This is a genomic window from Kiloniella sp., from assembly GCF_048270245.1.
Classification (GTDB): Bacteria; Pseudomonadota; Alphaproteobacteria; order Kiloniellales; family Kiloniellaceae; genus Kiloniella.
Map to the genome: position 1 here is coordinate 354,885 of NZ_JBLWTH010000002.1, position 21,585 is coordinate 376,469.

Below are 21,585 nucleotides of genomic sequence, written 5' to 3' on the forward strand. Positions count from 1 at the left end.
AAGCCAATGAAACTAGCTTTTATATTAGCATGGAGGCCTTAATAGTGCCGGATAATTTCCTCATTTCGCGCCGTAATTTCATGATCATGCCTGCTTGCCTCGCTGCATTGAGTGCTTGCAAATTAGGGTCGTCATCATCGGTGTTAAAAGTCGCCGGTCTCACCATGGGCACCAACTACTCTATAGTAGCAGTCGATCACACACAGGCTTTATCAGAAGAACAGCTGCGTAAAGATATTGATTCAGCTTTGGTGCAAGTAAACACACAGCTATCTAACTGGGACCCTGCATCTGAAATCTCACGATTCAATGCCTCGACGTCAACCGACTCGGTCACTGTTTCTCCTGCACTTGCAGAGGTTATGAATGCTGCCAATTCCGTTCACACCGCAAGCGACGGGCAGTTTGATGTCACTCTCGGTCCATTGATTGATCTCTGGGGCTTTGGATCAGTAGGCAACACAGCACAGACACCGACAGCAGAGGCAATTGAGACTGCACTTCGTGCGTCAGGTCAAAGCCGGACCTTACGTGTTTCTGATCAATCGCTTCAGAAACAAACACCTGAAACAGAAATTTATCTCTCTGCTATTGGCAAAGGTTATGGCGTTGATGTAATTGCCCGTAAGCTTGAGAGCCACGGCATTAAAGACTTTATGGTAGAGATTGGTGGCGACCTTTACACTGCGGGCCTCAATCCAGATGGTACACCATGGCAAATCGGTATTGAGACACCAGATGCACATGACCGTACAATGCAAGAAGTTGTTGGCCTTTCAAACCTTGGCATGGCGACATCTGGTGACTACCGGAACTATTTCGAGCAGGACGGTGTGCGTTATTCACACATCATCGACGCTCAAACAGGTCGCCCTATTACTCACACAACTGCGTCTGTAACAGTACTAACAGAAAATGCGATGCTGGCTGATGCTTGGGCAACTGCCATGCTTGTCCTGGGTAAAGAGCGCGGTCTGGAAATTGCTAATAATCTTGATATGGCCGTATTGTTCATTGAACGTGATAACAATGCTACCCGTACTAAGTTTATCACAACGCCAAGCACGCGCTTTAGCGACATGCAAGCCTAGAGATTGGATAACTGACCAGTGGCTACCTTCTTATTAGCATTCGGCATCTTAGCCCTACTCGTCCTAGGCATGGCCATTGGTGTTATTATGCAGGGCAAGACGATTAAGGGCAGCTGTGGTGGCTTAAACGCCATCAGTGGCGCTGATCATTGCTTGGTCTGCAATAAAGAAGTCGATCCAAACAGTCCTCTTCGTGACAGACTAAGTTGTCCGCGCGCACGGGAAAAACAGAATCAACCTAGTTAGATAACGAACAGACTTCCTCGTCATAAAAATCCTCTCTAATTATCTGATTAGAGAGGATTTTTTGTATCTATTTTCTTGTCATAAAAAAATCTAGGGAATCTGTTTACTAAGATCCTGTTGTGAGAGGCACAAATCCTAATATCAATAGGCAACTTGCTGCAACAAGACCGGAAATCCACAGTTGCCAAGTCGGCCCTTCGGCTTTCCACACTCGGCGATATTTATAGCCAGCCATACAGGCGATTACGAAAATTAACGTCGCGCTCCAAGGGGCAAGAGTTATCGTGATCAAAAAGCAAGACTTCCCTAAGTAAATGATTTGTCTTATAGTTATTAAGCACAGTCCATAATGACAATCAAGTCAGGATGCTTTCTTATGCCAACGACCTATCAAGCACCAAGAAAAAGTGACAACCAGCAAAAAAAAACAGTTAGCCAGTCGGCGCAATCAAACTTTGCTGCCGGAACAGCCACCGTACAAAATATTATCACTAACAAAGGCGATGCTGTTTTTTCGATTAACCCTCAAGACACTCTCGGAAAAGCAGTCGAACTTCTCAGCGAAAAACGGATTGGGGCCTTGGTTGTTTCCGATTCTGGCGGTACGTTGCTCGGCATTCTCTCTGAACGAGATATTGTTCGGAAACTAGCAGAAACGCCCGGACGCACCCTACCCCATAAAGTCGAGCAAGTTATGACCTGTGAAGTAGAAGTATGCACTCGGAACGAAGCACTTGTATCCGTCCTCCGCCGCATGACAGACGGTCGCTTTCGACACATGCCAGTGGTAGAGAATAACAAGCTGGTAGGTGTCGTCACGATCGGTGATGTGGTGAATTATCGACTTAATGAACTAGAGTACGAGACCCTACAGCTAAAACAGCTGGTTGTTGGTTAAAGAGCGCACGTCGAGGGGTTAAAACTTACAGCCATGAGTGCTTTATCATGATGGTGTCTCTCTCTCCTCGAGCTATTTTTAATCCATCACCTTCACAGCAAGCCTAACGAACGTTTATTGGATTAATTACAGCTGGTTGATCGCTCTATTAAGAAAGCGATCAACCAGAATGAAATGCCAGAATGAAATGGATCGTGTAAAAGCTTACCGATAACTTCTAGAACAGCTTTTGATAATCAACATCAAAAGTACAAGGCACTGATTTATAGACGCAAAACGGCGCTTCAATTATTTGAAGCGCCGTTTTTATAAGACGTCTGGTGGGCGATGACAGGCTCGAACTGCCGACCCTCTCGGTGTAAACGAGATGCTCTACCAACTGAGCTAATCGCCCACCAGACGTCTCGTCTGATGAAGGAGCTTTTAAGGTGATTCGCGTTCCTTGGCAAGGGTAAAATTACACAAAATTGACAATAAACAAAAAAAAACCGGCTAGCTGATCGCTAACCGGTTTTTCATAAGCAACTACAAACAGTTATTACTTGTTTACAGCGTCTTTCAAGCCTTTACCGGCTTTAAATTTAGGCTGCTTAGAAGCAGGAATCTGGATAACCTCACCAGTACGTGGGTTACGACCCTGAGAAGCAGCACGTGCTGCTACACTGAAAGTACCAAAACCAACGAGACGAACTTCGTCACCACCAGTTAGAGCATCTGTTACAGCTTCGAATACACCGTCGATAGCTTTACCTGCATCGGCCTTAGATAGACCTGTTTTATCAGCTACAGCTGCGACCAAATCATTTTTATTCATGGTTGACCCCCCCTCTAATTATACGGGTAAGATTGAAAAAAAGTGTCTAACGACTTCTTGATTGTGGGGCAATTGTAGATCGCTAATGGCAGCGACGTCAATGCAAGAAACGTCCGAATCCCAAGGGTTTTGGTCGCATTTTATCTATCTTGCCCCACAAAAAGCACAACTAGTGCGTAATTACCCCTTCACGATCGCCTTCATGATGCTTTTCCGCATCACTTCCTTCGTTCCAATCCTCTATCGGCGTCAGATTCTCTGAAAGCGCCGCTTTAAGGACCTCATCGACCGTAGAACAAGGAATTACCTTGAGTCCCTGAAGAACATTATCAGGAATATCGGCTAAATCTTTCTCATTTTCCTGTGGAATAATGACCGTTTTGATATTTCCACGAAGCGCAGCCATCATTTTTTCTTTCAAACCGCCAATTGGCAGCACACGACCACGCAATGTTACCTCACCGGTCATAGCAACATCGTGTCGAATCGGTGTTCCAGTCAAAACAGAGACGATCGAGGTCACCATCGCCACACCAGCCGAAGGCCCATCTTTAGGAGTCGCCCCCTCTGGAACGTGTACGTGGATGTCTTTTTTATCGAATAGAGACGGCTTAATGCCAAATTCAAGACTACGACTCTTCACAAAATATTCTGCAGCCTGGATAGATTCTTTCATCACATCCCCAAGCTTACCTGTCGCAGAAACTTTACCCTTACCTGCAACAGTCACAGATTCGATTGTCAGGAGTTCACCACCAACTTCTGTCCAGGCAAGACCGGTAACAACACCGACAAGATCTTTCTGTTCAGCTTCACCGTAACGATAACGTTGAATACCTGCAAAATCACCAAGATTATCAACGGTCACATGAACTGCATCCGTTGTACCCATCTCAATTTCTTTAACAGCCTTACGCAACAGCTTCGCAACTTCACGCTCCAGACTACGAACGCCTGCTTCTCGAGTGTAATGCTGTATCAATTTGCGAAGCGCTTCATCATCAATAGACCACTCTTCTTTTTTGATACCATGATCTTTTAACTGCTTTGGCAACAAATGTCGGATCGCAATCTGCAACTTCTCGTCTTCGGTATAACCTGGGATTCGAATGATTTCCATACGATCCAACAACGGCTGTGGCATACGCAACGAGTTTGCAGTCGTGACAAACATCACATCAGAAAGATCATAATCAACTTCGAGGTAGTGATCATTAAATGTATTGTTTTGTTCCGGATCCAAAACTTCAAGCAAAGCCGAAGAAGGATCACCGCGCCAGTCATTGCCCAGCTTATCAATCTCATCCAACAGGAATAACGGGTTAGAAGATTTAGCCTTCTTCATTCCCTGAATAACTTTACCCGGCATAGACCCGATGTAGGTTCTGCGATGACCGCGCACTTCGGATTCATCACGTACACCGCCCAAGCTCATACGTACAAAATTACGCCCTGTTGCCCGCGCAATCGATTTACCCAAAGATGTTTTACCAACTCCAGGAGGGCCAACAAGGCAAAGGATTGGGCCTTTGACTTTACGCATCCGCTGCTGAACAGCCAAATATTCCAAAATACGTTCTTTGACCTTCTCAAGACCGAAATGCTCTTCATCAAGAACTTTTCCAGCATTGGGAATATCTTTTTTGATTTTGCTGCGTTTCTTCCATGGAATAGAAAGCATCCAGTCGAGATAATTACGAACAACCGTTGCTTCCGCAGACATCGGGCTCATATTACGAAGCTTTTTCAGCTCCGCCATAGATTTCTCTTTAGCTTCTTTCGTGAGCTTGGTTTTTTCGATCTTGTCTTCAAGTTCGGCAAGCTCATCGCGACCATCTTCGCCCTCGCCAAGTTCTTTTTGAATAGCTTTTAGTTGCTCATTCAAATAATACTCACGCTGGGTTTTTTCCATTTGGCGTTTAACGCGATTTCTAATTCTTTTTTCGACTTGAAGAACGCCAATTTCGCCTTCCATAAAGCCGTAAATTTTTTCCAGACGTTCAGCAATTGTCTCGCATTCCAGAAGTTCCTGTTTTTCGGAAATCTTCAACGAAAGATGTGATGCAACTGTATCAGCAAGCTTACCAGATTCGTCGATCTGGTTAATTGAGACCAAAACTTCCGGCGGGATTTTTTTGTTCAGCTTAATGTATTGCTCGAACTGAGAAACCACACTTCTTGAAAGAGCATCCAGCTCTCTTTCATCACCCTCGTCATCATCCAATGGCTCAGCTTCGGCCTGGAAGAAGTCTTCATTATCAGAAAATTTCGTAATCTTCGCACGACGAACACCTTCAACCAGCACCTTAACGGTACCATCAGGCAACTTAAGCAATTGAAGAACCGTACCGATTGTACCTACAGTGTAGATATCAGACGGGCTTGGGTCATCCTGGGATGCGTTTTTCTGTGTCACAAGCAGTATCTGCTTGTCTTCTTTCATCACATCTTCAAGCGCACGAACAGATTTATCACGTCCGACAAATAGTGGAACAATCATATGCGGGAAGACAACTATGTCACGTAAAGGGAGTACGGGATAAACATCACCGTGAGAAATTTCCAACATATATCCTCACAAGCTCGCTGGCTTAAAAACAGAGTCTAGGGGGTGATTTCTCACCCCCCATTAAATTAACAACTTTATATAGATAAGAACGGGTACGAAACCTTCAAGCCATTAAGCAAGAATGGCCTGCCAAAGTTACGCGTCCGTGCCGGTCTCTTCCTTGCTATCACCGTATATATAGAGAGGTTGCGCCTTACCGTTTACAACTTCACTATTAATAACGATTTCTTCGACACCTTTCAGGCTTGGTAGTTCATACATCGTATCCAGCAGAATACCTTCCATGATAGAACGCAAGCCACGTGCACCAGTTTTCCGTTCGATTGCCTTTTCAGCAATCCCCAAAAGAGCACCATCGGTAAAAGTCAGTGAAATATCTTCCATATCGAAAAGACGTTTATACTGCTTAACCAATGCATTCTTAGGTTCGGATAAAATTTCGACCAGTGCATCAGCGTCAAGATCTTCCAGTGTCGCAACAACTGGCAGACGACCAACAAATTCAGGGATCAGACCGAATTTCAACAAATCTTCTGGCTCAACTTCGCGAAGGATGTCACCCATTCTTCGTTCATCTGGCCCGACGACATCTGCACCAAAACCGATGGATGATCCTTTGCCACGACCAGAGATAATTTTATCCAGTCCTGCAAAAGCTCCGCCAACGATAAAGAGGATGTTTGTCGTATCAACCTGAAGAAATTCCTGTTGCGGATGTTTCCGTCCACCCTGTGGCGGCACAGAGGCAACAGTGCCTTCCATGATCTTTAACAACGCCTGCTGAACACCTTCACCAGACACGTCACGTGTAATGGATGGGTTATCAGACTTCCGGCTAATCTTATCGACCTCGTCAATATAGACGATACCACGTTGCGCACGCTCGACGTTATAATCAGCAGATTGTAGAAGCTTGAGAATGATATTCTCAACATCTTCACCAACATATCCTGCCTCAGTAAGCGTCGTCGCATCAGCCATGGTAAAGGGAACGTCCAGAATTCTCGCCAAGGTCTGCGCTAGAAGCGTTTTACCACAACCAGTTGGACCAACCAGCATAATGTTGGACTTGGCGAGTTCTACATCACCCGATTTATTCCCATGTGCCAGACGTTTGTAATGATTATGCACAGCCACAGAGAGCACTTTTTTAGCGTGTCCCTGTCCGATAACATAATCGTTTAACACATCACAGATATCCTGTGGCGAAGGTACCCCGTCACCAGATTTTACCAATGATGATTTATGTTCTTCACGAATGATATCCATACATAGTTCGACACACTCGTCACAAATAAAGACGGTGGGTCCCGCAATCAACTTGCGAACTTCATGCTGGCTCTTGCCGCAGAAGGAACAGTAGAGAGTATTTTTCGAGTCGTTATCGCTCGATTTTGACATTACGTATGAGCCTCGAAATCAATTCCCAATATTAGGTCATGTTGACAGACAGACCCGACCCGCACAATGGGAAAAATCCATGTTATAAGCAAAACACCTCGACAATTACCAATAAAGTACCTGTCTTTTATAATGAGGATAACAAAGCTTCGTTAATGAACTCTTCCCAGTGCCGATCAAATTATCAACTATTTAGATGCATCGCCTTTATCGCTCGCATCTGCTTCCCGGTGAGAAATAACCTCATCAATCAACCCAAATGTTTTTGCTTCATCGGGTGTCATAAAGTTATCACGCTCCATACCCTGCTCAATTATTTCAATTGGCTGACCACAGTGGTCGGCATAAAGCTTGTTCAAGCGAGATCTGGTATCAATGATATCTTTTGCATGAATCTCAATATCAGTTACCTGCCCCTGGAATCCACCAGAAGGTTGATGGATCATGATCTTGGAGTTTGGCAGGGCGAAGCGCTTGCCTTTAGCACCAGCCATCAACAACAAAGACCCTGCAGATGCGGCCTGGCCAACACACACAGTGGAAACTTCGGGTTTAATGTATTGCATGGTGTCATACATCGCCAAACCAGACGTCACCACACCGCCAGGTGAGTTGATGTAGAAAGAAATATCTTTCTTTGGATTATCTGATTCAAGGAACAGCAATTGAGCGCATATTAGGCTAGCTACCTGATCGTTTACTTGACCAGTCAGAAAGATAATTCGCTCTTTTAGAAGCCTTGAGTAGATATCATAAGAACGTTCACCACGGCTTGTTTGCTCAACAACCATAGGAACGAGTGTATTCATATATATATCGCGTGGATCACTCATAGCTTCCCCTCAACGTAATTCGCGTGTCACATATTAATTAACAAATTAAGCTCGTTAACTATATCTCACTAGAAAGTAATATGGGTTGCGCGAGAGATTCGCACAACCCATACAACACGTTTAGTTTTATTAAGGCGACCAGACCTTAAGCATCTGCCTTTTTAGCAGCAGCTTTTTTAGCGGGCTTTTTGGCCGGAGCTTTTTTTGCAGCTGCTTTTTTCGCAGGTTTCTTTTTTGTTACTGCTTCGTTTTCAGCTTCGATCTGCTTACGAAGATCATCAGGAGAAATGGATTTCTCAGTAACCTTTGCAAGGTCAACGATGAAATCAACAACCTTGTCTTCGAATACTGGCGCACGAAGGTTTGCCAAAGCCTGCGGGTTCTTTTGATAGAACTCGAAAACAGCCTGTTCTTGACCAGGATAGTTACGTGCTTCTTGAAGAAGAGCACCGTTCAGTTCTTCTTGAGTAACATCAATTTCATTCTTACCGCCAACTTCAGAAAGAAGAAGACCAAGACGAACGCGACGTACAGCAATGTCCTGATATTCAGCTTTTAGCTCGTCTTCAGACTTAGCAGCATCTTCTTCGTCAAGCTTGCCCTGCTCTTTGTCGGCTTCGATCTGTTTCCAGATACCGTCAAATTCAGCTTCAACCATTGCTTCTGGAACATCGAAATCATGGTTATCAGCAAGCTGATCAAGAACTTCACGCTTCAGATGAGAATGTGCTATGCGGTCATATTCAGCTTTAACCTGCTCAGCAACACGCTCTTTAAGTTTTTCGAGGTTCTCTTCACCAAGCTTTTCAGCAAGTGCATCATCAACTTCAGCAGGAACGGTTTCTTCGATATCTTTTACTTTAACTTCAAAGACAGCATCTTGACCGGATAGCTTCTCGTTGCCGTAACCTTCTGGGAAAGTAACATTTACGGTTACATCATCATCGATGTTTGCACCAACGACCTGCTCTTCAAAACCTGGGATAAATTGACCAGAACCAAGTTCTAGTTTGAAATCATCTCCGGCCATGCCAGGAAGAGCTTCACCACCAACAGTGCCTTTGAAGTCGATCGTCACCACGTCGCCATCTTTAGCTTTACGCTTACGCTTTAGCGGCTGAGTTGTTTTGTGATTTTCAGCAATCCGACCAAGAGATTCGTCGACTTCTTTCGCAGGAACATCAACAGAAAGTTTTTCAAGCTTCAGTTTGGCGAAATCCATTGGTTCGATATCAGGGATGATTTCGAAAGCAATAGAGTATTCTAGATCTTTGCCATCATCAAAAGAGGTAACTTCGATTTTCGGTTGCATCGCAGGACGCAGGCTACGCTCTGAAATAACTTCCTGAGAGGTTTCGTTTACCAATGCTTCAAGAACTTCGCCCATCACGGATTTACCGTAACGTTGCTTCATCAATTTCATTGGAACTTTGCCAGGACGGAAGCCTGGGAGCTTGACTTGAGAACTTAGCTCAACCAGACGACTATCGATTTTTGCGTCGATGTCATTGGCGGGAACGACCACCGTAAATTCGCGTTTCAGATTGTCCGCGTTTGTCTCAGTTACCTGCATTTGCCGGCGACGCCTTTCATTTTAACGTAAAAAAGACCTTGGAGGACAAAAGCAAGCTGCCCGGGCAGCGCTGGCCTTCCAGGGTCAAACAAATTAGTTTCGAGATGGTGCGGGTGAGAGGACTTGAACCTCCACGCCTCTCGGCGCCAGAACCTAAATCTGGTGCGTCTACCAATTCCGCCACACCCGCATTTCGTCTCGATTTGGAGGGGTTTAATACATCATTACGGAGGACGCAACTAAGACTTTTCAATTTTGTTGTTTTTTTTTGATTTTCTCATCACGTTTTTCACTGATCTGCCCAAAAACCCCAGAATACTGCCAATCTTGAGTTTTCCATCAAGAGCCAAAAACATTCTTAAGAATCTCTGTTGTTCGTGCCACTGGATTCTGCCGAATCTGCTCTTCTTCCTTTGCCAGATAATAAAACAACCCTTCCAGCGCCTTAGAAACAGTATAATCAGTCAGATCAGCCTTCACATCTGGTACAAAAGGAATCGCTTTGTAGCTGGAAATCATTTCCTCATAACTGTTAACCGCACCAACTTCTGAAAGTGTTCGGTCAATAATCGGTTTAAATTTCGCCTTTAACTCAGGGTTCATTTTTTCCTGAAAATACCTCGTGGCTTCGTCATTGCGTCCATTATAAATCCGTCGCGCATCTTCCAGCGTCATTTTAGAAATCGTATCAAGGAAAAGTTCACGAGCTTCCACCGATGCTTTTTCTGCGCCACGATTGAGCTTGAGTTCCAGATCATCTGCCATAGAAGACAGGCCGACGGTGCGTAATGCGCCCTGAACTTTCTTCAAGCTATCTGGTAAAGGAATATGAATGTTGCTATCCGCATTAAAACCATCTTGCAAGCTGACCTGATCAACAACGCGGGACGATCCGACCCGTAAAGCTTCCTTCAAGCCTGTTGAGATTTCTCCGACACTCAAGCTTCCCTGATTTTTCTCTTCCTGCTTGTTTTCCCCACCATTGAGTATTTTAAGCCCATCACTAAACAAATCCGCCTGCACAGGCAAAGTGAGAAACATAAACGATAAAGCAACAGAAACTGTAATGGATTTTTTGAACATAGAGACATTCCGAACCTGATGAAAAATGACCTAACTAAAGTTAGATTTTAAAGTTGTTTAGCTTAATTCTTGCTCTAGATGTGAAGAGAGAAGCGTAGTGTCCCCACACAAGGAAGAAGAACCGAGCTAAACATCTACACATATAACAGATTCGGAAAGCGCGTATATATACGTAAAACATTAAACGCAAAGAAATCACACTCATTAAAAAATATACAAAACACAAAAGGCCCTGAACATTCAGTTCAAGGCCAAGTAATCATATTCCCGACTATCTTTTAAATGCTTAGAGCGTTAAACCGCCTGGCAGTAACGCTCTGAAAAGCTAGAAAGGCCCAGTGTTCTAAAATCTTCAAATCCTGTGCTAGTATCACCATCAACAGAAATCGCAAAATGTACATGCGGTATTCCAAAGGTATCCTTCTTTACATTAATAACCTTAGCTGTCTCAACAACCCGATGAGGGTTCACATAGCGATATTTGTGACCAACTTTGACTTCATCTGAATCGCGCTTGAACTTATATAGACTATCAACGAATGACATAATTAAACCCTAAATACGAACACTTTCTATACATGACAATGCCAATAATCGCAGGTAGCTATTAAATAAAAGTAAATAAATAGATCAAAAACCACATATTTTTTTGTAACTCTAAGGGGTTACGGATTTATACTTATGACCCTAAGCTCCTAAAGGGCTCGACACTCTTCCCAATACAAGCAACGAGATCATCAGCAATCATGGTACCTCCGGCCATTTGCGCAGCATCACTATGCAGCCAGACACCAGCACAAGCGGCATCAAATAGAAACAACCCTTGCGCAAGTAATCCCGTAATAATACCAGCAAGTACATCCCCCGTACCGCCCCGCGCCAACCAATAAGGCGCGTTAGTATTGATGACAGCCCGACCATTCGGTGCCGCAATAATTGTATCTGCCCCCTTCAATACAACAATACATCCAGCCGCCCTTGCAGCTTCACGCGCCCGCTCTAGCCGGCAGCCTTGAACCTCAGGAAAAAGCCTTTTAAACTCCCCTTCATGGGGCGTAATGATGACTTGGTCATTCAACAAAGTTCGCAGTTGTTCAGGACTATCTTCGAAAACACTGATCGCATCAGCATCAAGTACCAAAGGGACAGAAGCGTTCTCCAGCACAGAAGAAACAAGAGACTTAAAAGCACTCCCCCGACCGGCACCAGGGCCCAAAACAAAGGAGCTAATTTTTCTATCCTTCAAAAACGCCTTTAGCGCCTCAGGATTTTTATGCGCCTCCACCATAAGGCTTGGAGAAGTTAGCGCATAAATTAATCTGTCAGCATCGGGACTAAGAACCGTCACAAGACCAGAACCAACCCGCAACGCTGACATCGTAGCCAAGCGCCCAGCACCGGACATATCACCACCCCAGACAAGGCTATGCCCAAAATGGTATTTATGACGGTCATACTGATAGCGAGGGATCTGATCACACCAAAGATCCGGATGGTTCTCCTGACAAACCAAAGACAAACTGGCCGTAACTTCTTCTGGAATACCAATATCGGCGACGATAATTTCACCACACAAATCAGCGCCAGGATAAAGACAATGCCCAGTCTTTTTTAGAGAAAAAGTAACGTTTTTTTCCGCACGAAAAGCGACATCACCAACAACATCACCCGTATCACCAGACACGCCACTTGGTACATCGACAGAAACAACACACTTCTCTCGCGACCACTCAACATAATTACAGCAGGCACGATCAAGGGGACGTGACAACCCCGCCCCGAAAAGCGCATCAATAATAACATTGGCTTGCTCAAAGTCTTCCACCCCCAGCTCAGGAACAACATTTCCTTGCCATTCCAGAGCAAAATGCAAGGCATCGCCCTCAAACTTTGATATTGGCAACATTGAATAGAGCTGAACCTCATACCCCCGCCCCCTCAACACCGCGGCGGCGGCGAAACCATCCCCACCATTATTACCAGGACCACAAAGCACAAGCACCCGCCCCTCATGAATGATATCGCAAACGGCCTGCGCAACAGCTTGCCCGGCATGTCGCATCAATGAAATTCCTGACACACCAGATTTTATCGCCAATCTATCCGCCTGATACATATCGCGAACACTAAGAAGAGAATGATCACCCCTACACATCATCAAAAGCCACAATCGTTAGAGAAATATTTCTAACTATTACCATATCACGAGTGTACTTTCAGCCATTGATATATATGCCCCCAAGACTTAACATCTGGTCAGAAAAGATTATACTGACTGCGTTACCACCAACAAAACCAACGCTAGAAATTACCTTTTGGGATTAAATTTAGGCTTTGGCACCAACAAACTACCAACACCATTATAGCCTCGGGGATTTTTCTTTGGCCTGAAGTTACGGTCATCCTTAAGCGGGCCAACCAATGCAACAACGTCCGCAGCAGCAGCAGTCGTCCCTGCTGGAACAGAATCTGGCTTGACCACAGGCTTTGGCTCGGGCTTAGTAGGGACCGAAACCTCTACAACACTGGTAGACACCTCTTCAGAAGCTGCCTCCACTTTCATATTCTCGACCTTTAAAGCAATAGCCAGATCTGAATCTTCAATGGCCTGCTCCCCAATAACAGGTTGTGCGTCTGCCTCTTTCACGGCCTCGGCTTTCAACTGCCCAAGTTCGGCAAGTTTATCAGATGCAGAGGTACTGCCATTTCTTGCAGCCGCCTGATACCACTTTTCAGCCACTTGATTATCAACTGGAACGGACAGACCAAGGCGATAGACTTCGCCCAAGGCGTATTGAGCACCAGATACATTATTATTTGCCGATTGATGAAACCAAAAAACTGCGCGCTCAAAATTTTGCGCGACGCCTTCGCCACGGAAAAGAGCAAGCCCCAGATTATATTGCGCCATCGGATGATCAGATTCCGAAGCCATGCGCCAATACCCGACGGCCTTTGCCTGATCAGAATCGACACCTTTACCCTGCGCATACAAACGGCCAAGATTGTTTTGAGCAGCAGCAACACCCTGATTCGCAGCAGCTTCGTACCACTTAATAGCTTCAAGATATTTTGGTTCGTTACCAAACTCTGGTGTTTCGTATAGCTTCCCCAAACTGTATTGGGCTTTTCCGTGCCCATTCTCTGCTAACGGCAACCAGAATGACAGAGCAAGCGCATGATCTCCCTGTTCAAAGGCCGTAACACCGTTCAAATAATCATCTGCTTTTACCATATGTAACGGTGATAGTGTCATTGCACTAACAAGAAGGACACGACTAAGGGTCTTACGCATACTATTGAAACCTACGAATCTAAATTACAGGTGTGAACCTACATATTAGATCAATATGGCTCAACAATGACCTTCACATTATGAACATTTATTTAGATGAAAGTTTCTTTCAGGATCTTATTTGCTCTGGAACATCCTTATCCGGATACAGTGCCAAACAGGTGTATTGGAGCAATTTTTCACGATTACCCGAAGACATTATAACGCGCACACCAATTTGATTATCCCGTTGCCACATAACCTCACCTTGAAATTCACCAGCAATGGAATGTGTCAGCGTAACTTCTTCGCCGATATCAGCCCCAAGATTTCCCTTGAGACAAAACCCACCAAAAGACAAATCAGCGATGGTAGTCATAACCGCTTGACCGTCTCTATCAACAACTTTTAGAGAAATGGGTTCAGAAGCCGGAAATCTGGGAGCCTGGCGTCTATCTTCACCAGCGATCGCGTTATTTTCCATTACACATGCCTTCATCAATGAAACAATTATGTCAAATTAATGATAAATCAAAACAACCTAATCAGTCGTTAAGAAAATAATGGTCGAAAATAAAATATCTGTGATCGACCAGCAGGCATGAGACACAAAAAAAGCGGCGAACCAAATGGTTACCGCGCACACCTAAAACCTAAGTTGACATGGGGTGGCTGAGGGGACTTGAACCCCCGACCCCCGGTACCACAAACCGGTGCTCTAACCAACTGAGCTACAGCCACCACAAGGTCAACTAGGTAACATATATTCGTTACCGATGAGCGAGCTTTTATACACATAGAGTGAAGCCGTCAAGCGCAACTGTACACACAAAGAAAATTGTTTTCACTCTCTTCTTCTTATTACGGTCACCCAGCAAGCCAGAATAAAAGTAAAACTCCCCTAAACCGTGATATACCGCTGATCGATAGAACTTATCAGGCACCAAGAATTTTCCCTTAATTCTACCTTTGCCTCATGAATAACGGATTCCTCACTCCGATCATATTCTCTGACCAAGCAAGATCACCAAAACGCAAAGCCCCCGCGGAACCCACAACCCCCTTAGCATAAGCGATCTCCGTCGAATCCTCACGCCACTCAAATGACGTGAATATAATCAAAGAACGCCATCAAACCTAAATTTTAGGCACATTGTGCGTAAAAAATAGGCACCCCGTCGAAAACATTTTTTTGACACCCCTAAAATTAGCCGTTTTAGAGTTGGCATGCATCATGCAATAAAGGGTGCATAACAATATGGACGAAAGAGCCGCCCCTTACTGATGCTGGAGCATTCGGACAAATGAAAAAGATCGAAGCGATCATTAAACCTTTCAAACTCGACGAAGTGAAAGAAGCCCTTCATGAAGTCGGCATTAATGGTATCACCGTTACTGAGGCCAAGGGTTTTGGCCGCCAAAAAGGCCATACAGAGCTTTATCGCGGTGCAGAATACGTTGTCGACTTTCTGCCAAAGGTGAAAGTTGAAATTGTGCTTGAAGACGAACTGGCAGAGCGCGCCACCGAAGCAATACAACAAGCAGCACAAACCGGTCGCATCGGCGATGGCAAAATTTTTGTTAGCCACATCGAAGAAGTAATTCGTATCAGAACTGGCGAACGCGGCGGCGACGCTATCTAATCAAATAACAACACATCCCATAAAGAAAATACTTTACTACAAAGGAAAGAGCTTATGGCTGACGTAAAGAGCGTCCTTGATATGATCAAGGAAAACGAAGTTGAATTCGTTGATTACCGTTTCACAGACCCACGCGGCAAATGGCACCACATGACAATGTGTGCTTCTGCTGTTGGAGAAGACGAGCTAGAAGACGGCATTTTGTTTGATGGCTCCTCCATCGAAGGCTGGAGAGCAATCAACGAATCAGACATGATCATCAAACCCGATCTTACATCAGCTGTTATGGATCCATTCTCTGCACAGGCACAAATTATTTTAACCTGTACAGTATACGAGCCAGATTCAGGCCTACTTTATAATCGTGATCCCCGTGCAACTGCTGAACGTGCCGAAGCATATCTACAGTCCACAGGCATCGGAGATACTGTTTATTTTGGCCCGGAAGCTGAATTCTTCGTATTTGATAATGTTCAGTTTGACACAAACAGCCACAGCACTTTCTTCCAGTTGGATGACGAAGAATCTCCACACATGACACGTGCCGAAATCGACGGCGGCAACTCTGGCCACCGTCCACGTATTAAAGGCGGCTATGTTCCTGTAGGTCCAGTTGATACTGGTATTGATCTTCGCGCTGAAATGACCACTGTGCTTAAAGCAATGGGCGTTGAAGCTGAAAAACATCATCACGAAGTAGCTCCATCACAGCATGAGCTGGGCGTTAAGTTCAACACTCTTGTTCGCGCAGCAGATGAACTCCAGATTTACAAATATGTCGTACAAAACGTTGCGCATGCTTATGGTAAAACAGCGACCTTTATGCCAAAACCAGTTGCTGGCGATAACGGCTCCGGTATGCACTGTCACCAGTCAATCTGGAAAGATGGTAAACCAACTTTTGCTGGCGAAAGCTATGCAGGCCTTTCCGAAACCTGCTTGCACTATATTGGTGGCGTGATCAAACATGCGAAGGCTCTTAACGCTTTCACAAACCCATCAACAAACAGCTACAAACGTCTGGTTCCTGGCTTTGAAGCACCTGTGTTACTTGCATACTCTGCACGTAACCGTTCTGCATCTTGCCGTATTCCACACGGATCAAACCCGAAAGCAAAACGCGTAGAAGTTCGTTTCCCGGATCCTGTTGCAAACCCATACCTGGCATTTTCAGCTCTTCTAATGGCTGGCCTTGACGGTATCCGTAACAAAATCCACCCTGGTGATGCGATGGACAAAGATCTTTACGATCTCCCAGCAGAAGAGCTCAAAGACATCCCAACGGTTTGCGGCTCTCTCAGAGAAGCACTGGAAGCACTGGAAGCAGACAACGAATTCCTTCTTGCTGGTGATGTGTTCTCCAAAGATCAGATCGAAGCATACATCAACCTGAAATGGGAAGAAGTACAGCGTTTTGAAATGACACCTCACCCTGTTGAGTTCGATATGTATTACAGCGCTTAATGTTGATTGTCCCTGGGATTTTTTTCTAAGAGCACTCCCTTAGAGGGATAATACATCAAACAAAAGCCCCCGAATAATCGGGGGCTTTTGTCATTATAGGTAGTTCTATCTACGTAAATCACTCAATTACAACTGAACGAAATTCTTCTTATCTCTTTAAACAGCTAGGTATGCCTTGGTGCACGGTCACTTCATATCCCCCGAAGTGACGCCCCCCTTTGCACGGGGTGTATCTAGCACCACCAGTCAAACTACCTGCCAAACACCAAGATTTAAGTTGCGACCAAGGCTTTCTCTTTTCCTTCTGCCAAAAGACAAAGCCTCACCATTTCCGGTAAGCTTCTGACATCCAGCTTTTCCATTATTCTGGCGCGATGAACCTCAACTGTTCGCGTGCTGATACCCAACTCATAGGCAATGACCTTATTCAAAAGCCCAAGAACAAGCTTATCCAAAACCTCTTTTTCTCGAGGAGTCAGTTTTTCAATAACATCAACAGCATGAGCTCTAAGCTCTGATTCTTCCTGCTGCGCTTCGCTTTGCTGAAGAGCGGAAGTCACAATCTCGGTGATTGCCGTATCAGAGAATGGTTTTTCAACAAAACTAAAGGCCCCGGCCTTCATTGTTTCAACAGCTTTTGGAATATCACCGTGACCAGAGATCATGACGACAACAAGATTACTATCTGAAGCTTTGATTTGTTTAAGCGCCTCAACACCATCCATTCCAGGCATTCTTATATCCAACAAGATACAACCAGAATGGCCAAGCAGGTTTTCAGAAAAAAATTCTTCCGCTGATGCAAAAGTCTGAATAGAAGCCTCAAAAGAGGACGTACTTAATAGCAATTCAGTAGATTCACGTACAGCATCGTCGTCATCAATAATGTATATATACATATCGTCTCTCAGCAAAACCGTTTGAACTCTGTCTCATTCTACAACAAACTATCAAACAGGTATCTAAATATTCCAAAGCCTTTCAGTCATTATTTACAACAATAAGAAAGACAACAAGTTCTAGTTTGCTTTCCTGATCACAAGCAGAATAGATTTGCCCCCAATAACCAGAGGACAGCTCGCGCTAGATTGCAAATAATATGATTATCGACCACAGTAAATGCTGACATTTGCGACCAAAGCCTTTTCGAAAACAACCACGATACTGGTGGTCGTTTTTCTTTGTGTGATCGCTCTCAAAGTATCAGATCCGTGGGCAGTACGAATTCTGCGCCACAATACCTTTGATGTGTTTCAAAAGATAAGCCCCAACCAAAGTGAAACTCAGAAAATAGTTTTGGTTGAGATCGATGAAAAAAGCCTCAAAGCGAAAGGACAATGGCCTTGGCAGAGGAATATTTTAGCTGATCTTACCAATAAAATCTTACAGCAATCCCCTCATGCTTTGGCAATAGATATCGTTTTTCCCGAACCAGACAGAACATCACCCAGTCTGATTATCGAAAACAATCCTGTACTCGCACAACAACTAAAACCACACAAGAAAGACCTACCCTCGTACGACGATATCCTCGCAAACGAGTTCCGTAATCATCCAGTTATATTAGGCATGGCGACGGGGTATGGCACAGATCAACGTGCGCCAGTTGAAACGACAACAAGTATAAGAATGTACGGGGGCGATGTCAGAGCAACTTTACCTCGGTTTAACTACCTTCTCAGAAATATAGAACCGTTAGAAAGAGCAACAACACAAGGAGTCAACAATCTAGCCCCTGAACGAGACGGTATTATCCGCCAACTCCCCCTGCTCTACAATGTGAATGGTACAATCATCCCGTCATTAGAGGTTGAAACCCTGCGTATCACCAATAATGCTGATGAAATTGAACTAAGGACAGAAAACAACAAGCTCAAAAGCATTCGATTAAATTCATTCGATTTAACCAATAGCAACCGCGGCAAACCCTGGATTTACTTTAGTAAATACTCTGATTACACCAAGGTATCTGCAAATGATGCCTTAACAGGTGCGATTGATGACAACCTCTTCAAGGATAAAATAGTTATCTTGGGGGTAACGGCTCTTGGCATAGCGGACTATACACTGACCCCAGTCGGATCCAACTTATCCGGTCTGACAATACACGCCCAAGCACTGGACAATATGCTTACCCATAGCCTTCTTACACGCCCATTTACTTATTTCTGGATAGAACTAGGCTATTTATTCTTAATCGGCATTCTTTTTCTTGTTGTTCACAAACGGCATGGTGCACTGGAACTTACAGTAACCTTTGCAATTTTGTGTTGGATAACAATACTCGTTTCTTCCGGCCTATTTGCCTTTAAGTCAACCCTATTTGATCCCTCCATGCCGCTGATATTCACATTAATTATGTTCATGGTTTCTGTCTCCTCTGGTTTTGTAACGGAACAAGCTCGCAGAAGAAAAGAAGCAAGTATTGCGACACAAAAAGAGCGCGAAAAAGAAGCTAGAATTAGAAAACTACAGAATGAGCTATTGCATACAATTGGCAAAAGCTCCGTTCAAAAGCTCTCTTCATCCATAGCACATGAACTAAACCAACCGCTTGCAGCCATCTACAACTTTACGAATGCAGCCAAAAAAATCCTGGAAAAAGACAATCTTGATCTGGATATGATCAAGCCTGTTTTGGACAAAATTCTAAATCAGGCTGACCGGGGAAATGAAATACTTAGAACGATCAGGGATGCAGCAGAAACAGGTAAAGCCAACCTTTCGTCACTCAATATCAACAAGATAATTCTAGAAGAGATTGAATTGTTTAATGATTCAAGTCTAGAGAAAAAAAATTATATAAAAACAGACCTTTCCATAGATATTTCTGAGGGAACAGCAAACGAAATTCAATTACACCAAGTCCTCCTTAACCTTATTCGTAATGCCAAACAGGCAACAGAAGAAGTCAATAGAACTGATCATGAAATACTCATTTCTACATGCGAGAACCCCAAAGGCATGATAGAGGTTGCCGTAAGTGATACTGGTCCTGGACTAACACCTGATCAGAAAAAAGACCTTTTCAAGCCCTTCTATACAACAAAAGAGCAAGGCACAGGATTAGGCTTGGCAATCAGCCGCTCTATTATAGAAGCTTGGGGTGGTAATCTATGGGTAGAAGACAACAAAAAAGGGGGAGCAACCTTCAAGTTTACTCTCCCCCTTTGTGACTAAAATGTATTTGTATGCAATTTTAACGCAATACCATATCAACCCTACGGTTAAATGCTCGACCACCTTGTCCTTCACCACCACCAAGCGGGTTTTCTTCGCCCAGTGACTTGATATCAATAGAGCTTCCATCAATTCCGCTCTCGATTAGCTTGTCCCGCAGATTACCCGCCCTACGAAGGCCAAGTTCTTTATTGTAATCTGAAGCGCCAATAGTGTCAGTGTGACCAATCAGGCTGATATCCACAGTTTCTCTTGTAGCAATTTCAGCTAAAACAGATGCAAAAATCACATTTGATTCCTCTGTTAGCTCTGCGCTATCAAAACCAAAGAAGAAGAAAAATGATAGTGGCTTTGGCGGTTGAGCTGCCTCTGTTTCAGCAACCAACTTGGCAACAATATCATTTGAAAGTTCTCTTGGTTTTTTAGGTGCTTTGTCATCTGGAATTTCTACGACGGTATTAACCGAAGAAATAGTTTGCACACCCGCATCATTTCGAACACTGACTTCACCAACACTCCCATCTTCCTCTGGCAATAGAATAACATAGTTACCACGAGGCGCCGAACAACCAGCGAGAACCAAGAACAAAATTGATAATAGGAATTTAGATATAAATTTAGGCATTAAACAATCCCCCTTTTCCACTGACATTATTCTGCACGTACAAACATCTTAGTGCCTCGAACAGATATCGTTCCGGCAGGCGTTGATATTTGTAAATCCTCATCTGGGTTTTTAGTCAGCTTTGCGATAATGCCCGAAATATATAAAAGCGTTCCTTCAAAAAGCTGAACAGCAAAAGCTAGCTTTTTGTTATCAGGATCGAATTCAAAATTATTCAGCTTCAGGGAAGAATTACTCCCCAAAGAAACAAGGGTGTTATCTCGAAACGAAACCCCTAACGACGATTCATTACGCGTTTTAACAATATCATCCTTGTACAAAGGGTCCCCGATTTGAAGAATCCGCTCGGCACCCGCACTTTCAACATAACAGGCACCATTTAATACCTTCACATAAGCTATTGCATTTTCATCTGCCTGCGCCACTGAAGTCGACGCAAACAAAAGCGACATAAAAGCCAATTTAAAAAATGACGAGCTTAATTTCCTGACAAGAAACATCGTTTCACAACCTTTTAGTTCTATAAAAAATTCAGGTACGTCTTAACGCAAATCAACCCTGTAATAACAAGTATCAATTCAACATCCTTGATATTACCATATCGTGTAATTCAACTTACATCAGTAACAAATATCAATCTAGAAGTATAAGAGAACAGCTAAATATTTTCGAACAAAAGCCATTACAAACATAATCTTTAAATTACGTACATATCAAAAAACCGTTGATGTAGAAATCTAAACATTATGCTCAATACTGAAACAATACTTTAACCATTCCCATAAATATTACTCAGTACATTGCCTTAAAATTTTCCGCTACAAGCAAAAGCTGAAATAAAAAGTATCCGCACAAACCATAAGTCTTTAATAATTTATTATGAAACAAACT

Annotated in this window: 19 protein-coding genes and 3 tRNA genes; 6 read left to right on the forward strand and 16 right to left on the reverse strand. The window is 43.9% G+C overall.

Annotated elements, in window-relative coordinates; all coding sequences use genetic code 11:
• Positions 1-44: 44 nt before the first annotated feature.
• From ACN0W5_RS06890 to ACN0W5_RS06900, 3 genes are all read left to right on the forward strand, one after another.
• On the forward strand, positions 45-1,091 hold the full coding sequence (locus tag ACN0W5_RS06890) for an FAD:protein FMN transferase (protein ID WP_417453416.1): 1,047 nt from the start codon (positions 45-47) through the stop codon (positions 1,089-1,091).
• Positions 1,092-1,109: 18 nt separating this feature from the next.
• Complete coding sequence (gene nqrM, locus ACN0W5_RS06895; protein ID WP_417453417.1) at positions 1,110-1,337, forward strand: (Na+)-NQR maturation NqrM; 228 nt, start codon at positions 1,110-1,112, stop codon at positions 1,335-1,337.
• A gap of 349 nt (positions 1,338-1,686) precedes the next feature.
• Positions 1,687-2,235 carry a CBS domain-containing protein gene (locus ACN0W5_RS06900; RefSeq protein WP_417453418.1) on the forward strand — a complete coding sequence of 183 codons (549 nt, stop codon included), beginning with the start codon at positions 1,687-1,689 and terminating at the stop codon, positions 2,233-2,235.
• Positions 2,236-2,553: 318 nt separating this feature from the next.
• Here ACN0W5_RS06900 and ACN0W5_RS06905 read toward each other — a convergent pair.
• The 13 genes from ACN0W5_RS06905 to ACN0W5_RS06965 all read right to left on the reverse strand — a co-directional run bounded on the left by ACN0W5_RS06905 (position 2,554) and on the right by ACN0W5_RS06965 (position 14,523).
• Positions 2,554-2,629 (reverse strand) — tRNA-Val (locus ACN0W5_RS06905).
• A gap of 144 nt (positions 2,630-2,773) precedes the next feature.
• Positions 2,774-3,049, reverse strand: coding sequence for an HU family DNA-binding protein (locus ACN0W5_RS06910; RefSeq protein WP_046505047.1), 276 nt, complete (start codon positions 3,047-3,049; stop codon positions 2,774-2,776).
• A gap of 169 nt (positions 3,050-3,218) precedes the next feature.
• Positions 3,219-5,618: an endopeptidase La gene (gene lon, locus ACN0W5_RS06915; RefSeq protein ID WP_417453419.1), complete on the reverse strand. Its 2,400-nt coding sequence runs from the start codon at positions 5,616-5,618 to the stop codon at positions 3,219-3,221.
• A gap of 135 nt (positions 5,619-5,753) precedes the next feature.
• The gene (clpX, locus tag ACN0W5_RS06920) at positions 5,754-7,019 is read right to left on the reverse strand and encodes an ATP-dependent Clp protease ATP-binding subunit ClpX (RefSeq protein WP_417453420.1); all 1,266 of its coding nucleotides are present in this window, start codon (positions 7,017-7,019) and stop codon (positions 5,754-5,756) included.
• Positions 7,020-7,207: 188 nt separating this feature from the next.
• The gene (clpP, locus tag ACN0W5_RS06925; protein ID WP_417453421.1) at positions 7,208-7,852 is read right to left on the reverse strand and encodes an ATP-dependent Clp endopeptidase proteolytic subunit ClpP; all 645 of its coding nucleotides are present in this window, start codon (positions 7,850-7,852) and stop codon (positions 7,208-7,210) included.
• A gap of 145 nt (positions 7,853-7,997) precedes the next feature.
• Positions 7,998-9,425, reverse strand: a complete 1,428-nt coding sequence (tig, locus tag ACN0W5_RS06930) for a trigger factor (protein WP_417453422.1) — start codon at positions 9,423-9,425, stop codon at positions 7,998-8,000.
• Positions 9,426-9,530: 105 nt separating this feature from the next.
• A tRNA-Leu gene (locus ACN0W5_RS06935) sits at positions 9,531-9,615 on the reverse strand.
• Positions 9,616-9,764: 149 nt separating this feature from the next.
• Positions 9,765-10,508 (reverse strand): DUF4197 domain-containing protein, encoded by a 744-nt coding sequence (locus tag ACN0W5_RS06940; RefSeq protein WP_417453423.1) that lies wholly within the window; start codon positions 10,506-10,508, stop codon positions 9,765-9,767.
• A 294-nt stretch (positions 10,509-10,802) separates the two neighbouring features.
• Complete coding sequence (locus ACN0W5_RS06945; RefSeq protein WP_417429068.1) at positions 10,803-11,054, reverse strand: hypothetical protein; 252 nt, start codon at positions 11,052-11,054, stop codon at positions 10,803-10,805.
• A gap of 133 nt (positions 11,055-11,187) precedes the next feature.
• Positions 11,188-12,666: an NAD(P)H-hydrate dehydratase gene (locus tag ACN0W5_RS06950; protein ID WP_417453424.1), complete on the reverse strand. Its 1,479-nt coding sequence runs from the start codon at positions 12,664-12,666 to the stop codon at positions 11,188-11,190.
• A gap of 150 nt (positions 12,667-12,816) precedes the next feature.
• The gene (locus ACN0W5_RS06955) at positions 12,817-13,803 is read right to left on the reverse strand and encodes a tetratricopeptide repeat protein (protein WP_417453425.1); all 987 of its coding nucleotides are present in this window, start codon (positions 13,801-13,803) and stop codon (positions 12,817-12,819) included.
• 109 nt (positions 13,804-13,912) lie between these two features.
• Complete coding sequence (locus ACN0W5_RS06960) at positions 13,913-14,266, reverse strand: PilZ domain-containing protein (protein ID WP_299373942.1); 354 nt, start codon at positions 14,264-14,266, stop codon at positions 13,913-13,915.
• Positions 14,267-14,446: 180 nt separating this feature from the next.
• Positions 14,447-14,523, reverse strand: a tRNA-His gene (locus ACN0W5_RS06965).
• A gap of 563 nt (positions 14,524-15,086) precedes the next feature.
• On the opposite strand from ACN0W5_RS06965, the gene ACN0W5_RS06970 reads away from it, so the two are divergent.
• Positions 15,087-15,425 (forward strand): P-II family nitrogen regulator, encoded by a 339-nt coding sequence (locus ACN0W5_RS06970; RefSeq protein WP_085900312.1) that lies wholly within the window; start codon positions 15,087-15,089, stop codon positions 15,423-15,425.
• Positions 15,426-15,479: 54 nt separating this feature from the next.
• Positions 15,480-16,889 carry a type I glutamate--ammonia ligase gene (gene glnA, locus ACN0W5_RS06975; protein WP_417453426.1) on the forward strand — a complete coding sequence of 470 codons (1,410 nt, stop codon included), beginning with the start codon at positions 15,480-15,482 and terminating at the stop codon, positions 16,887-16,889.
• A gap of 272 nt (positions 16,890-17,161) precedes the next feature.
• Here glnA and ACN0W5_RS06980 read toward each other — a convergent pair whose 3' ends face one another.
• A complete protein-coding gene (locus ACN0W5_RS06980; RefSeq protein WP_417453427.1) occupies positions 17,162-17,788 on the reverse strand; it encodes a response regulator transcription factor in 627 nt (208 codons plus the stop codon).
• 220 nt (positions 17,789-18,008) lie between these two features.
• Here ACN0W5_RS06980 and ACN0W5_RS06985 point away from each other — a divergent pair, with 220 nt between their 5' ends.
• A complete protein-coding gene (locus tag ACN0W5_RS06985; protein ID WP_417453428.1) occupies positions 18,009-20,069 on the forward strand; it encodes a CHASE2 domain-containing protein in 2,061 nt (686 codons plus the stop codon).
• 19 nt (positions 20,070-20,088) lie between these two features.
• Here the strand turns inward: ACN0W5_RS06985 and ACN0W5_RS06990 are convergent, their stop codons facing one another.
• The gene (locus tag ACN0W5_RS06990) at positions 20,089-20,694 is read right to left on the reverse strand and encodes an OmpA family protein (protein WP_417453429.1); all 606 of its coding nucleotides are present in this window, start codon (positions 20,692-20,694) and stop codon (positions 20,089-20,091) included.
• 26 nt (positions 20,695-20,720) lie between these two features.
• Positions 20,721-21,146, reverse strand: coding sequence for a FecR family protein (locus tag ACN0W5_RS06995; RefSeq protein WP_417453430.1), 426 nt, complete (start codon positions 21,144-21,146; stop codon positions 20,721-20,723).
• Between the last annotated feature and the right edge of the window lie 439 nt (positions 21,147-21,585).